This is a genomic window from Enterococcus sp. DIV0294, assembly GCF_050558155.1.
GTDB classification, from domain to species: Bacteria; Bacillota; Bacilli; order Lactobacillales; family Enterococcaceae; genus Enterococcus; species Enterococcus faecalis.
The window spans coordinates 1,478,537-1,492,106 of the sequence record NZ_CP187889.1 but is presented as its reverse complement, the minus strand read 5'-3'; the positions used below and the strand labels follow the sequence as shown (position 1 = coordinate 1,492,106).

General features: G+C 37.5%; 13 protein-coding genes and 1 riboswitch. Of the genes, 12 read left to right on the top strand and 1 reads right to left on the bottom strand.

Annotation, left to right across the window (positions count from 1 at the left end):
• The first annotated feature begins 132 nt into the window (after positions 1-132).
• The 7 genes from topA (at position 133) to IGJ20_RS07300 (ending at position 8,444) form a co-directional block, all read left to right on the top strand.
• On the top strand, positions 133-2,211 hold the full coding sequence (gene topA, locus IGJ20_RS07330; protein WP_126254622.1) for a type I DNA topoisomerase: 2,079 nt from the start codon (positions 133-135) through the stop codon (positions 2,209-2,211).
• 107 nt (positions 2,212-2,318) lie between these two features.
• Positions 2,319-3,626, top strand: a complete 1,308-nt coding sequence (gene trmFO / locus IGJ20_RS07325; protein ID WP_002357486.1) for an FADH(2)-oxidizing methylenetetrahydrofolate--tRNA-(uracil(54)-C(5))-methyltransferase TrmFO — start codon at positions 2,319-2,321, stop codon at positions 3,624-3,626.
• Positions 3,627-3,837: 211 nt separating this feature from the next.
• Positions 3,838-4,737 carry a tyrosine recombinase XerC gene (xerC, locus tag IGJ20_RS07320; protein ID WP_002357488.1) on the top strand — a complete coding sequence of 300 codons (900 nt, stop codon included), beginning with the start codon at positions 3,838-3,840 and terminating at the stop codon, positions 4,735-4,737.
• A 28-nt stretch (positions 4,738-4,765) separates the two neighbouring features.
• Positions 4,766-5,314: an HslVU peptidase proteolytic subunit gene (hslV, locus tag IGJ20_RS07315; protein ID WP_002357489.1), complete on the top strand. Its 549-nt coding sequence runs from the start codon at positions 4,766-4,768 to the stop codon at positions 5,312-5,314.
• A 14-nt stretch (positions 5,315-5,328) separates the two neighbouring features.
• The gene (gene hslU / locus IGJ20_RS07310) at positions 5,329-6,732 is read left to right on the top strand and encodes an ATP-dependent protease ATPase subunit HslU (protein ID WP_002396306.1); all 1,404 of its coding nucleotides are present in this window, start codon (positions 5,329-5,331) and stop codon (positions 6,730-6,732) included.
• Positions 6,733-6,752: 20 nt separating this feature from the next.
• Positions 6,753-7,535, top strand: coding sequence for a GTP-sensing pleiotropic transcriptional regulator CodY (gene codY, locus IGJ20_RS07305; protein ID WP_002357492.1), 783 nt, complete (start codon positions 6,753-6,755; stop codon positions 7,533-7,535).
• Positions 7,536-7,568: 33 nt separating this feature from the next.
• Positions 7,569-8,444 carry an aldose 1-epimerase family protein gene (locus IGJ20_RS07300; RefSeq protein ID WP_126254621.1) on the top strand — a complete coding sequence of 292 codons (876 nt, stop codon included), beginning with the start codon at positions 7,569-7,571 and terminating at the stop codon, positions 8,442-8,444.
• 41 nt (positions 8,445-8,485) lie between these two features.
• Here the strand turns inward: IGJ20_RS07300 and plsY are convergent, their stop codons facing one another.
• Positions 8,486-9,115 carry a glycerol-3-phosphate 1-O-acyltransferase PlsY gene (plsY, locus tag IGJ20_RS07295; RefSeq protein ID WP_002360243.1) on the bottom strand — a complete coding sequence of 210 codons (630 nt, stop codon included), beginning with the start codon at positions 9,113-9,115 and terminating at the stop codon, positions 8,486-8,488.
• Positions 9,116-9,320: 205 nt separating this feature from the next.
• Positions 9,321-9,480, top strand: a riboswitch (cobalamin riboswitch).
• Positions 9,481-9,598: 118 nt separating this feature from the next.
• Between plsY and IGJ20_RS07290 the strand changes: the two genes are divergently transcribed.
• From IGJ20_RS07290 to IGJ20_RS07270, 5 genes are all read left to right on the top strand, one after another.
• Positions 9,599-10,627 (top strand): ABC transporter substrate-binding protein, encoded by a 1,029-nt coding sequence (locus IGJ20_RS07290; RefSeq protein ID WP_161970849.1) that lies wholly within the window; start codon positions 9,599-9,601, stop codon positions 10,625-10,627.
• Positions 10,620-11,627, top strand: coding sequence for a FecCD family ABC transporter permease (locus IGJ20_RS07285; RefSeq protein ID WP_002361862.1), 1,008 nt, complete (start codon positions 10,620-10,622; stop codon positions 11,625-11,627). The genes IGJ20_RS07290 and IGJ20_RS07285 overlap by 8 nt, the downstream gene beginning before the upstream one ends.
• Positions 11,624-12,391, top strand: a complete 768-nt coding sequence (locus tag IGJ20_RS07280) for an ABC transporter ATP-binding protein (protein ID WP_126254620.1) — start codon at positions 11,624-11,626, stop codon at positions 12,389-12,391. The genes IGJ20_RS07285 and IGJ20_RS07280 overlap by 4 nt, the downstream gene beginning before the upstream one ends.
• A gap of 141 nt (positions 12,392-12,532) precedes the next feature.
• Positions 12,533-12,976, top strand: a complete 444-nt coding sequence (locus IGJ20_RS07275) for a EutP/PduV family microcompartment system protein (RefSeq protein WP_126254619.1) — start codon at positions 12,533-12,535, stop codon at positions 12,974-12,976.
• On the top strand, positions 12,973-13,554 hold the full coding sequence (locus IGJ20_RS07270; RefSeq protein ID WP_002365686.1) for a cob(I)yrinic acid a,c-diamide adenosyltransferase: 582 nt from the start codon (positions 12,973-12,975) through the stop codon (positions 13,552-13,554). Before IGJ20_RS07275 ends, IGJ20_RS07270 begins: the two co-directional genes overlap by 4 nt.
• The last annotated feature ends 16 nt before the right edge of the window (positions 13,555-13,570 follow it).

Here is a 13,570-nt window from a genome sequence, read left to right as displayed (position 1 = left end):
ACAGAAATGACAGAAATGTTAGAAAGCCTAGTCTTGACAAACCTGTTCTATATAGCATATGATGTATTACGATTTGTGCGTTTTTTACATATATTATATAGTAGGAAAGCGAACGCGAAAGGAGCTAATTGAATGGCCTATAAGTATCTCGTGATTGTAGAATCACCTGCCAAAGCCAAAACAATTGAAAAATATCTAGGAAGAAACTACAAGGTGGTTGCCAGTGTTGGTCACATTCGCGATTTACCAAAAAGTAAAATGGGGATTGATATTGAAAATAATTATGAACCTCATTATATTTCGATTCGCGGAAAAGGCGATGTCATCAAAAGTTTAAAAGCGGCTGCAAAAAAAGCTGAAAAAGTCTATCTCGCAGCCGATCCGGACCGAGAAGGTGAAGCAATTGCTTGGCATTTAGCTTATCTTCTTGGCCTTGATTTAAAAGATAAAAACCGTGTGGTATTCAATGAGATCACTAAAGAAGCGGTAAAAGCGGCATTTAAAGAACCTAGAACCATCAACGTTGATTTAGTTGATGCACAACAAGCACGGCGCATTTTAGACCGTTTAGTTGGATACTCGATTAGTCCTATTTTATGGCGTAAAGTAAAAAAAGGTTTGAGTGCTGGTCGTGTGCAATCTGTTGCTTTAAAAATGATTATTGATCGAGAAAATGAAATTCGAGAATTTAAACCTGAAGAATATTGGAGCATTGATGGGAATTTCCAAAAAGGTCGCAAGAAATTCAAAGCAAATTTCTGGGGCGTAGATGGTAAAAAGAAAAAATTACCAAATGCAGAAGCGGTGAAAGAAATCACTTCTCGAATTGACGGTAAAGATTACGATGTTACAAAAGTTGAGAAAAAAGAACGGAAACGTAATCCTGCATTACCTTTTACAACCAGTAGTTTACAACAAGAAGCGGCACGTAAATTAAATTTCCGTACCCGTAAAACCATGATGGTTGCGCAACAATTGTATGAGGGAATTGCTTTAGGGAAACAAGGCACTGTGGGGCTGATTACCTACATGCGTACAGACTCAACCAGAATTGCTGATTCCGCCAAAGCAGAAGCTGCTGAATTCATTGAAAAGACCTACGGAGATGAGTTCTCAGCACATGGCGGCCGCAAAGCAAAAAATACGCAAGGTGCACAAGATGCCCATGAAGCGGTTCGTCCGTCAAGCGTTTTAAGAACACCCGATGAAATGAAGAAGTATTTAGATAAAGATCAATTAAAATTATATACTCTTATTTGGTCGCGCTTTGTTGCTAGTCAAATGACACCAGCGATTTTAGATACCATGAAGGTCACGCTTCAACAAAACGGCGTAACGTTTATTGCCAATGGCTCCAAAGTGAAATTTAAAGGGTTTATGCAAGTATATGTTGAAGGACGCGATGATGGTAAAGAAGACAAGGAAAATATTTTACCTGAATTAGTGGAAGGTGACGTTGTTAAATCGGTCGATATCGAACCGAAACAACACTTTACTCAACCACCGGCTCGTTTTAGTGAAGCCACGTTAATCCGGACTTTAGAAGAAAATGGTGTGGGCCGACCATCAACGTATGCGCCAACATTAGAAACCATTCAACGGCGTTATTACGTGAAGCTAACCAATAAACGGTTTGAACCAACGGAATTAGGTGAAATTGTGAATTCCTTAGTTTCAGAGTTTTTCCCACAAATTGTCGATACACATTTTACAGCGACAATGGAAACGGACTTAGATAAAGTCGGTGAAGGCCAAGAAAAATGGGTTGAAGTTGTCGATCGCTTCTACAAGCCCTTCGAAAAAGAATTAACAAATGCCGAAGAAAAGATTGAAAAAATCCAAATTAAAGATGAACCAGCAGGCTTTGACTGCGAACTATGTGGACATCCAATGGTGATTAAACTGGGTCGCTACGGAAAATTTTATGCATGTAGTAATTTCCCAGATTGTCGGAATACAAAAGCGATCGTTAAAGAAATTGGCGTGACGTGTTCTGTGTGTCACGAAGGACAAGTTATCGAACGCAAATCAAAGAAAAATCGAATTTTCTATGGCTGTAGTCGGTACCCAGAGTGTGACTTCACTTCTTGGGACAAACCAGTAGGCCGACCATGTCCAAAATGTGGGCAATATTTAGTAGAGAAAAAAGTTAAAGGCGGCAAACAAGTCGTTTGTATCAATGGCGATTATGAAGAAAACGTCCAAAAATAAGAAAAATTGAGACCGAAGAATTTACTTCGGTCTTCTCTTTTAGTAAAATGAATTGAGTTTGTAAGAGACAGCTCTTAACTTCTTGACATAGAAAGGAATTTTTATACATGACAAAAAAAGTCACAATTATTGGTGCCGGTTTAGCCGGAAGTGAAGCGGCATGGCAAGTGGCCAATGCTGGCGTACCAGTTGATTTATATGAAATGCGCCCTGTCAAAAAGACACCAGCACATCAAACAGAAAATTTTGCAGAGTTAGTTTGTTCTAATTCATTACGTGGAAATAGTTTAACCAATGCGGTAGGTGTTTTGAAAGAAGAAATGCGCCGTTTAAATTCAATCATTATTGGTAGTGCAGATCAAACCGCTGTACCAGCTGGCGGCGCCTTAGCAGTTGACCGTGATTCTTTTTCTGAAACAATCACTGAAAAAATTAAAAGTCATCCATTAATTACAATCAAAAATGAAGAGATCACTGATATTCCGGAAGGGATTGTAATTATTGCAACGGGGCCCTTAACCTCTGAAAGCTTATCTCAAAAAATTCAAGAATTTAATGGTTCTGAAGGCTTTTATTTTTACGATGCAGCAGCACCAATTATTGATAAATCAACAATTGACATGGATAAAGTTTATTTAAAATCTCGTTATAACAAGGGAGAAGCGGCTTACTTAAACTGTCCGATGACTGAAGAAGAATTCAATGCTTTTCATGAAGCACTAGTCAATGCAGAAGTGGTTCCTTTACGCACGTTTGAAAAAGAGAAGTTTTTCGAAGGCTGTATGCCCATCGAAGTAATGGCGCAACGTGGCATTAAAACCATGTTGTTTGGTCCGATGAAACCTGTCGGACTAGAAGACCCTAAAACAGGTAAACGCCCTTATGCTGTAATTCAATTACGTCAAGACAATGCTGCAGCTTCTTTATACAATATTGTTGGTTTCCAAACGCATTTAAAATGGGGTGAACAAAAACGAGTATTCCGTATGATTCCGGGATTAGAAAATGCTGAATTTGTTCGCTATGGTGTCATGCACCGTAATAGTTTTATGAATTCTCCAGAGTTGCTAAAACCAACCTACCAATCAAAAAAACGTGACGATCTGTTTTTTGCTGGACAAATGACTGGTGTTGAAGGATATGTTGAAAGCGCGGCAAGTGGTTTACTCGCAGGTATTAACGCAGCTCGTCTTGCCAAAGGGGAAGAGCCGATTGAATTCCCTCGCGAAACGACTTTAGGAAGTATGGCTTATTATATTACACATGCAGAAGGCAAACATTTCCAACCAATGAATGCAAACTTTGGGCTTTTCCCAGAGTTACCTGAACGAATTCGTGACAAAAAAGAACGCTATGAAGCAATTGCTAATCGGGCCTTAGATGTCCAAGCTCAAGTTATCCAATCTTTAGACTAAATTAGAAAAAATATGAGAAAAGACCGAGCATCATTGCTAAGAAATGCGATGATACTCAGTCTTTTAATTTTTAGAAAAAAATAACAAAAGCTAAAGAATAGTTAAAATTGTGAACATATTTAGAAATATTGATTAAATTCTGACAACTTAATTGTCTTTTGAAAAAGGTTATGCTAAAGTTACTTTGTAATCGAATGAGGAGGGCTATCACATGGAAGAAAAGAATTGGCCTGAGTTATTTGCTCGTTATCTTATTGTCGAAAGAGGCTATTCAGAAAAAACAAAAAAAGCATATCAAGAAGATATACAACATTTTTTTTCGTTTTTAAAGACTTCAGGTAATGACAATTATTTGACTGTGGAACATTTGGATGTTCGGGCTTATTTGAGCGAATTGTACGATCAGGAATATAGCCGTAATTCGATTAGTCGAAAAATTGCCAGTTTGCGTTCTTTTTATCAATTCTTATTAAAAAATGAAGCAATCCAAGAAAATCCTTTTTCCTATGTTCATATGAAAAAGAAACAGTTACGGTTGCCCCGTTTTTTTTATGAAAAAGAAATGGATGCATTATTTGAGAGCGCACAAGGGGAGCAACCGCTTGATTTGAGAAATCAAGCATTACTAGAAGTTCTGTATGGGACTGGTATTCGGGTCAGTGAATGTGCGAACTTAACGGTGGACGCAGTTGACTTTCAAGCTTCTGTTTTATTGGTTCACGGAAAAGGAAATAAAGACCGTTATGTGCCTTTTGGTTCATTTGCACAAGACGCCTTAAAGGATTACTTAGAGAATGGCCGCGCGCTATTAATGACAAAATATCAAAAAAAACATCCGTATGTCTTTGTTAATCATCATGGTGAACAAATCACGCCAACAGGGATTGAATATGTCTTAAACCAACTAATTAAAAAAAGTTCATTAAATGCGGAAATTCATCCCCACATGTTACGCCATACATTTGCGACACATTTATTAAATAATGGCGCCGATATGCGGACAGTTCAAGAATTATTAGGACATGCTAATTTATCAACAACTCAGATATATGCGCATGTGACAAAAGAAAGTTTACAAAAAAATTATCGAACGTTTCATCCTCGTGCATAATGGAGGGAAACGTCTAGGAGGAACAACAATGGTTGAATCACAATTTCACTCTACAACAATTTGTGCAGTCGAAAAAGATGGAAAATTTGCAATGGCTGGTGACGGCCAAGTAACAATGGGCGAATCTGTCGTTATGAAAGGTACAGCCAAAAAAGTGCGCCGTATTTACAATGATGAAGTCGTTGTCGGTTTTGCAGGAAGTGTGGCAGATGCCTTTACATTAGAAGAAAAGTTTGAAGGGAAATTAAATGAATACAACGGAAACTTAACGAGAGCTGCGGTTGAGTTAGCCCAAGAGTGGCGTACACAACAGTCTATGCAAAAATTAGAAGCTATGCTGATTGTGATGAATAAGGAAGAAATGCTCTTAGTTTCAGGAACTGGGGAAGTCATTACACCAGACGATGGTATTTTAGCAATTGGTTCTGGCGGTAATTTTGCTTTGTCCGCTGCAAGAGCCATGAAAAACTTTGGTGATAAAGAAATGCCAGCGAAAGAGATTGCTAAAAATGCCTTAAATATTGCTGCAGATATCTGTGTATTTACGAATCATAATATCATTGTAGAAGAATTATAAGCGAGGGAAAATCCATGAATGAATTAAACAAAACACCAAAAGAAATAGTCAAAGAACTAGATCAATATATTGTTGGACAGCAAGCTGCCAAAAAATCAGTGGCGGTAGCTTTACGTAACCGCTATCGTCGCTTGCAATTAGAAGAAAATATGCAACAAGATATTACGCCTAAAAACTTACTAATGATTGGACCAACAGGTGTTGGTAAAACTGAGATTGCTCGTCGTCTCGCAAAAATTGTCAATGCGCCTTTTGTAAAAGTTGAAGCAACCAAATTTACAGAAGTAGGGTATGTCGGTCGGGATGTCGAATCAATGGTTCGGGATTTAGTAGAAAATGCGATCCAAATTGTTGAAAAACAACAATACAGTCGCGTGTACGCGCAAGCGTTGAAAAAGGCCAATCAACGTTTAGTCAAAGTATTAGTGCCTGGAATTAAAAAAGAACAAAAACAGGCTGGCGGTAATCAATTTGAACAAATGATGAATATGTTTAACATGGCTCAGCAACAGCAAGAAGCACAAGAAGAAGTAACGGAAGATATTCGAACGAATCGCCGAACAATTTTGGAACAGCTGGAAAAAGGTCTATTAGATAATCGTGAAGTAACAATTGAAATTGAAGAACCGAAGAAAACGATGCCAGCTATGAACAATGGCCTAGAACAAATGGGCATCGACTTAAATGAAACGTTAGGCGCTCTGTCACCAAAGAAAAAAATCGAACGTACTGTAACGGTGAAAGAAGCACAAGAATTATTAGTGAAAGAAGAATCAGCAAAAATTGTCAATGACGCTGATATTCATAGTGAAGCGATTCGTTTAGCTGAATCAAGCGGAATTATTTTTATCGATGAGATTGATAAAATCACCTCTAAAAGTCAACAAAGTTCGGGCGAAGTCTCTCGTGAAGGAGTACAAAGAGACATTTTGCCGATTGTTGAAGGCTCTCAAGTTAACACGAAGTATGGTCCTTTACAAACGGATCACATTTTATTTATCGCTTCAGGTGCTTTTCACTTGTCAAAACCAAGTGACTTGATTCCAGAATTACAAGGCCGCTTCCCAATTCGAGTTGAATTAGATGATTTAACGGCTGATGACTTCGTAAGTATCTTAACTGAGCCAAATAATGCTTTAATTAAACAATATGTAGCATTAATCGGTACAGAAAATGTTTCAGTCATCTTTACAAAAGAAGCAATTGAACGGTTAGCACACATCGCTTATGATGTAAACCGTGATACAGATAATATTGGGGCGCGTCGTTTACACACAATTTTAGAACGTTTATTAGAAGATTTATTATATGAAGCACCAGATATGCAAATGGGTGAAATTACGATTACCGAAGCATATGTCAATGAAAAATTGAATGACATTGTTCAAAATGAAGATTTAAGTCGTTACATCTTATAAAAAAGGCTGGAGGAGAAAAGATGGCTACATTATTAGAAAAAACACGTCAAGTGAACGAGCTTTTGCAAAAAAATAATCTGTTTGACGTACAAGCAGAACTTCCGTACAACAAAATGGCAATGATTTTAGGGGATATTTTAGAAAGTAATGCGTATATTATTAGCAGTTCAGGGGATTTGTTGGGGTATACTGAAAAATTAGATGTTAATAATGCCCGTATCAAAAATATGTTTAAAGAGAAAAAATTTCCTCAAGGATACACCGAGGCCGTGGATATGCTCAAAGTAACCGAAGCCAATATTCCAATAGATAGTGATTTAACTGCATTTCCTTTTGAATCACGAGAGCTGTATCCGTTTGGTTTAACCACTATTGTGCCTTTGTACGGTGCTGGCAAACGCTTGGGTACGATTATTTTAGCGCGTGTTGAAAAATCCTTTAACGAGGATGATTTAGTGTTAGCTGAATATAGTGCGACCGTTGTCGGCATGCAAATTTTGTATCATCAATCCAGAACAATTGAAGCAGAAGTTCGCAGTGCGACTGCCGTGCAAATGGCCATCAACACTCTTTCCTATAGTGAATTAAAAGCCGTCCATGCTATTTTTGAAGCCTTAGATGGCGAAGAAGGTCGTTTAACTGCTTCAAGTATTGCAGACGAAATAGGCATTACTCGTTCCGTAATTGTGAATGCCTTAAGAAAATTAGAATCAGCTGGAATTATTGAATCACGTTCTCTTGGTATGAAAGGGACTTATTTAAAAGTGTTAAATCAACAATTTATTAAAGAGTTGGAAAAATAAGCAATTGCTCGTATCAACTAGGAGGACAACGCAATGACTGTACAAATTGAAAATGAATTTCTAATCGCAACATTTGCTGAAGAAGGAGCAGAATTAGTAAGTTTACAATCAAAAGAAACCGGCATTGAATATATTTGGCAAGGAAATCCTGAATTTTGGGCCCGCCATGCGCCCGTACTTTTTCCGATTGTCGGTCGTCTAAAAGAAGATACGTATATGTACCAAAATCAAGCGTATCATTTAACTCAACATGGTTTTGCTCGTGATCAAGTATTTGATGTGATTGAAAGAGGTGGAGAAGAAGTTTCTTTTTCATTAAAATCAACAAAAGCAACCAAGAAGAAGTATCCTTTTGATTTTGAACTAGTGATTACTTATACATTAGAACACCAAGAATTGACTGTAAACTACCAAGTAGAAAATACAGGGAAAGAAGAGATGTATTTTGGGATTGGTGGTCATCCAGCCTTTAATGTACCTTTAGAATCTTCACTAACGTTTGAAGATTATTATCTAAGTTTTTCACCTAAAAAATCACGGACACAAATTCCCTTAGCAGGCCCGTTTATTGATTTAGCGAATAAAACGCTAGCCCAAACGAATACCAGCTTTGACTTAACGCATCAATTATTTGAAAATGATGCAATGATTTTTGAAACAAAAGGTCAAACAGCAATTACGATTGCCACAGACGAAAGTGACCATCAAGTCACTTTGAGTTATCCAGAAATGCCTTTTGTAGGGATTTGGTCACCGACACCGAAAGAAGCGCCTTTTGTCTGTATCGAACCTTGGTGCGGGATTGCTGATGCTGTCGACGCAACTGGCCAACTTGCTGAAAAATTTGGCATCAATAAGTTAACAGCTAACGAACTATTTAAAACACAGTATATGATTAGTGTAAAATAAAGAAAAAGGCTGTGAACATTATTTGTTCACAGCCTTTTTCTTTATTTTTTTGCACGTAAGCCAAAAGAAAGGCGACTTTCTGTTCCATTTTTAATTCGCTGAATGTTTTCACGATGACGGACAAAGATAAAAGTAGTCAAAGCAATCGCAATCACGGTTAATAACCAGTTAAATGTTGGTAAAATAGCTGGGACAGTGAAAGGCAAAATAATAGTAGAAAGTGTAATTAGTACAGCGCTAATCATACTTGTTAAACTCACCATACTGGTTAGATACAGACAAATCACAAAAATAAGAGCAGAATAAATAAAAAATGTGGGGCTGTATGCTAATAACATGCCAGCGCTAGTGGCTACGGCTTTACCACCTTTGAAATTGGCAAAAATAGGGAAGGTATGCCCTAAAACAGCGGCTACCCCAAAGAAGAGCGGGTTCACGCCTTGTAAACCAAACAAATAGGGTAATGAAGTGGCTAACGTTCCTTTCAAGATATCCATTAATAATACCGTAATTCCGGCAGGTTTCCCTAAGACACGAAATGTATTGGTTGTTCCTGTATTCCCACTCCCAAATTGGCGTATATCTTTTTTAAAGAAAAGTTTGCCAATCCAAACACCTGAGGGAATCGAACCTAATAAATAGGCAACAAGTAACAAAATGACGATTTTCATCAAGTTAACCTCTTTCTTATTCAAACTAGGATTTATTTTATCATGAATAGAAAAACGGAACAACGTCTAATAACTAAAACAAGAAAAGTTTTTCTTTTGCTTGAGGAAGCGTTGACAAATGGTTGATAACCGTTATAATAAATGTGTGTCATTAGACAAAGACGTCTAATCACTGGTTTGAAAATTAGTTATCAACGAAGATACAATATATATGTACTTATGAAGTGTCAGGGAAAGAGGTGCGAATCCTCTACAGACCTACCTACTGTATGGTGGATGAAACCAATAAGACCACAGATTATTCTGGAAGGATTGGGAGTAAGAAGAAGCTAAGTCAGGATACCGGCTTGATAAGTCTAATCATTCTTTTGTAGGAAAAAGAAGGGGCTTTGAAGATAACTGGCTGAGTATATCATTAGCATAGTTAAGTGACTGCTTTTTTTCTATTGGAGAAAAAAGTGGTTTTTTTGTATTGTTTTGACGTTGAGACAAAGGAGGTTCATTTCAGAAAATTTTCCCCAAAATAAAATAGACGAATGCGAGGATGAAAAAATGAAAAAATTTACTTTAACAATGATGACTTTAGGTTTAGTAGCAACACTTGGCTTAGCAGGGTGTGGTAAACAGGAAAAGAAAGCAACTACCTCTTCTGAAAAAACAGAAGTAACGTTACCAACCAAAGACCGTAGCGGCAAAGAAATTACTTTACCCAAAGAAGCAACCAAAATTATTTCCCTAGTGCCATCAACAACAGAAGTGATTGAAGACTTAGGTAAAACCGACCAATTAATCGCAGTTGATACTCAAAGTAGCACAATGATGACTGATTTAAAAAAATTACCACAAATGGATATGATGGCTGTCGATGCAGAAAAATTGATTGCCTTGAAACCACAAATTGTTTATGTGAATGACATCAATTTAGCTAGCTCAGAAAGTGTTTGGAAACAAGTGGAAGATGCTGGAATTACAGTCGTTAATATCCCCACTAGTACAAGTATCAAAGCAATCAAAGAAGACGTCCAATTCATCGCGGATAGCTTATCTGAACATGAAAAAGGACAAAAGTTAATCAAAACAATGGATCAAGAAATCGACGAAGTAGCCAAAATTGGTAAAACCATTAAAAAACCAAAAACTGTTTTGTTTGAAGTGGCTGCCTTACCAGACATTTATAGTTTTGGTAATGGGACATTTTTAAATGAAATGATTGAAATAATTGGGGCAAAAAATGTTTTGGCAAATGAAAAAGGCTGGTTACCAGTGACAGAAGAAGCGGCCATTGCTGCAAAACCAGAAGTCATTTTAACCAATGTTAACTATATGAAAGATCCCGCCAAAGAAATTTTAGCTCGTAAAAACTGGGAAAACGTTCCTGCAGTTCAAAACAAAGAAGTTTTCGAAATCGATAACATGTCTAGCTCTTTACCAAATAACCACATTACCAAAGCATTAAAACAAATGGCAAAAGCTGTTTATCCAGAGGAATACAAGGATTTAAAAGATGAGTAAAAAAACGTGTCTCATACTGATGCTCTTGATCAGTATGAGCATGCTCTTTTTAGGTATTAAAATTGGAAGTGTTCAGATTTCGTTAACGGATTTGCTTCAAATTTTAGTGAAAAAGACGGTTTCAGAAGATGGGATTTTAGAAGGAATCATCTGGAATGTTCGGTTACCGCGTGTCGTGATGGCCTATCTCGTGGGCGCAGGCTTAGCAGTAAGTGGCACGGTGATGCAATCACTCTTGGGTAATCCTTTAGCTTCTTCGTATACTTTGGGCGTATCAGCGGGAGCATCCTTAGGCGCTGCGTTAATCATGGTAACTGGAGTAACTGCTTCGATCTTAGGGGCATTTTTATTGCCTTTAACTGGTTTTATCTTTGGCTTAGCAACGGTCTTTTTAGTTTTGTTATTTACGCAAACAATGGATAGTCAAATGTCCAATCAAACAGTTGTTTTAGTAGGAATGATTATGACCTTGTTTGTCGGTGCTATTTTGACGTTGATTACAGCACTTTTCCAAGATTATTTGAAACAATTAGTCTTTTGGCAAATGGGTAGTTTTTCTGGCAGTAATTGGCAAAAAATTGCTATTTATTGTCCAATCTTGCTTGTCAGCAGTCTGTTTCTTTGGTTTGATGCCAACGCATTGGATGTTCTCGGTTTAGGAGAAGAACATGCGATGTTAGCGGGAGTAGAAGTCAAAACAGCAAAACTACGCATTATTCTTTTGGCTAGTTTATTAGCAGGAAGTGCGGTTTCATTTGTCGGTGTGATTGGTTTTGTTGATTTAATAGCACCACATATTGTCCGTCGCTATTTAGGGGCGACTCATCGCTGGCTGATTCCCGGTTCGGCAATTTTAGGTGGGACCATCATGGTAATAGGGGACACAATTGCTCGCACGATTTTATCACCAAGAGAAATTCCCATCGGGGCCGTAACAGCCTTGATTGGAGCGCCATTCTTCTTGTATATTTACTTTAAAAAAAGGGGCGTTGCTGCATGATTGAATTAAAAAAAACAGCTGTAACACTCCAACAAACCCCCATTTTAAAAGATATTTCCCTCGTTTTTCCGACAGGTAGTAAAACTTGTATTTTAGGTCCAAATGGTTGCGGTAAAACGACACTTTTAAAAACGATTGCCGGACTTGTCCCTTATAGTGGTTCTGTTTTAATTGATGGTCAAGAAGTTCATGGACAAAAGCGGAAGGAATTGGCAACGAAAGTAGCGATGATGAGTCAATTCACGACAGTTGCTTTTGATTATACGGTTTACGAAACAGTTTTGATGGGGGCGTATCGACAACAAGCACAACGTTTTTTACCGATTGTTTCTAAACAAGAAAAAGAACGAATCCTTTATTATTTAGAACGCACGGGTTTATTGCCTTTAAAAGATAAAGTTGTCAATCAGCTTTCAGGAGGACAACAACAACGAGTATTTTTGGCTAAATTATTTGTACAAGATCCAGAAATTATTTTATTGGATGAACCCAATAATCATTTGGATATTCGGTATCAACAAGAATTGATTCAGCAGTTAAATGAGTGGAGTGCGCAAGAAGGGAAAATGTTAATCGGGGTGTTTCATGATATCCGTTTAGCGTTAACGCTAAGTGAAAAAATTGTGTTTATGAAGCAAGGGAAAGTGGCCGCGCAAGGTGATTTTCAAACGTTGGCTTCCAAAGAATTTTTACAAACAATTTTTGAAACAGATATTGTCTCCTATTTTCAGAAACAACATAAAGTTTGGGAAACTATTCAATAATTTTGACAAGTTTTTTGGAAACAGGTAAGATAAAGGCAAAGAATCAGAAACACAATGGCGTGTTTTAACAAATCGGCAAAGGAGCCCAAGACTAAGTACGTGATGGTACTTGCTTTGGGCTCCTTTTTTATGGAGGTAGCGATGAAACGAATCATTTTAATGGGAGCTATCGGGTGTGGTAAAACCACGTTATGTCAAGCTCTGCAAGGCAAAGAATTAATTTATGATAAAACACAGGCGGTGGAATTTCATGCAGAAATGATTGATACACCGGGCGAGTTTATTTTGCATCGGCAATATTATAATGCGTTAAACGTCACAGCGGCAGAAGCAGATGTGATCGGTTTGATCCAAAGTGCTGTAGAAACACAACAAGTTTTTTCACCAGGATTTGGTAGTATTTTCCCGAAAGAAATCATTGGTATTTTAACCAAGATTGATTTAGCACAAGATTCTCAGCAGTTAGAGATTGTTCGGCAACAATTAAAAAGTGCGGGTGCAACAAGAATTTTTGAAATTTCTTCTGTTGAAAAAATTGGCTTGCAAGAATTAGTAGATTATTTAGAGGAGGATGAAGCAGAATGAAAATTTATACAAAAACTGGCGATAAGGGAATGACGAAATTAGTCGGCAGCTCAACCGTCGCTAAGGATTCTGATCGAGTTGAAAGTTATGGAACGATTGATGAATTGAATTCTTGGGTGGGCTACATTATCAGCCAACTTCCCCAAGAAAATCAAGAAATTAAAGAAGAACTAGAAGCTTTACAACATTTACTTTTTGATGCGGGAACAGATTTGTCAACACCGATTGAAGCACAACGACCATTTAAATTACAAAAGGCAAGTGTGCATTGGCTAGAACAGCGGATTGATTTCTACACTGCACAATCACCAGATATTGATCGTTTTATTTTACCTGGCGGAACCCCAGCAGCCAGTATGGTTCATGTGGCTCGGACGATTGCACGGCGCGCAGAACGCATCATTGTTCGTTTAAATTGGACAGCCAAAATTAACGAAGAGGTATTAATTTTTACCAATCGTTTATCAGATTATTTTTATGCGTTGGCTCGCTATTTAAATGTTCAAGCACAACGACCTGATGTTTTTTATGAACGAAGCGAAAAGGTTTTCCATAAAATTAAAGAAGATGGATTGTAAACAGTTGCTTTTCTAA

Coding starts and splice junctions, on each gene's coding strand:
- topA (WP_126254622.1), top strand. CDS start 133: ATGGCCTATAAGTATCTCGTGATTGTAGAATCACCTGCCAAAGCCAAA.
- trmFO (WP_002357486.1), top strand. CDS start 2,319: ATGACAAAAAAAGTCACAATTATTGGTGCCGGTTTAGCCGGAAGTGAA.
- xerC (WP_002357488.1), top strand. CDS start 3,838: ATGGAAGAAAAGAATTGGCCTGAGTTATTTGCTCGTTATCTTATTGTC.
- hslV (WP_002357489.1), top strand. CDS start 4,766: ATGGTTGAATCACAATTTCACTCTACAACAATTTGTGCAGTCGAAAAA.
- hslU (WP_002396306.1), top strand. CDS start 5,329: ATGAATGAATTAAACAAAACACCAAAAGAAATAGTCAAAGAACTAGAT.
- codY (WP_002357492.1), top strand. CDS start 6,753: ATGGCTACATTATTAGAAAAAACACGTCAAGTGAACGAGCTTTTGCAA.
- IGJ20_RS07300 (WP_126254621.1), top strand. CDS start 7,569: ATGACTGTACAAATTGAAAATGAATTTCTAATCGCAACATTTGCTGAA.
- plsY (WP_002360243.1), bottom strand. CDS start 9,115: ATGAAAATCGTCATTTTGTTACTTGTTGCCTATTTATTAGGTTCGATT.
- IGJ20_RS07285 (WP_002361862.1), top strand. CDS start 10,620: ATGAGTAAAAAAACGTGTCTCATACTGATGCTCTTGATCAGTATGAGC.
- IGJ20_RS07280 (WP_126254620.1), top strand. CDS start 11,624: ATGATTGAATTAAAAAAAACAGCTGTAACACTCCAACAAACCCCCATT.
- IGJ20_RS07275 (WP_126254619.1), top strand. CDS start 12,533: ATGAAACGAATCATTTTAATGGGAGCTATCGGGTGTGGTAAAACCACG.
- IGJ20_RS07270 (WP_002365686.1), top strand. CDS start 12,973: ATGAAAATTTATACAAAAACTGGCGATAAGGGAATGACGAAATTAGTC.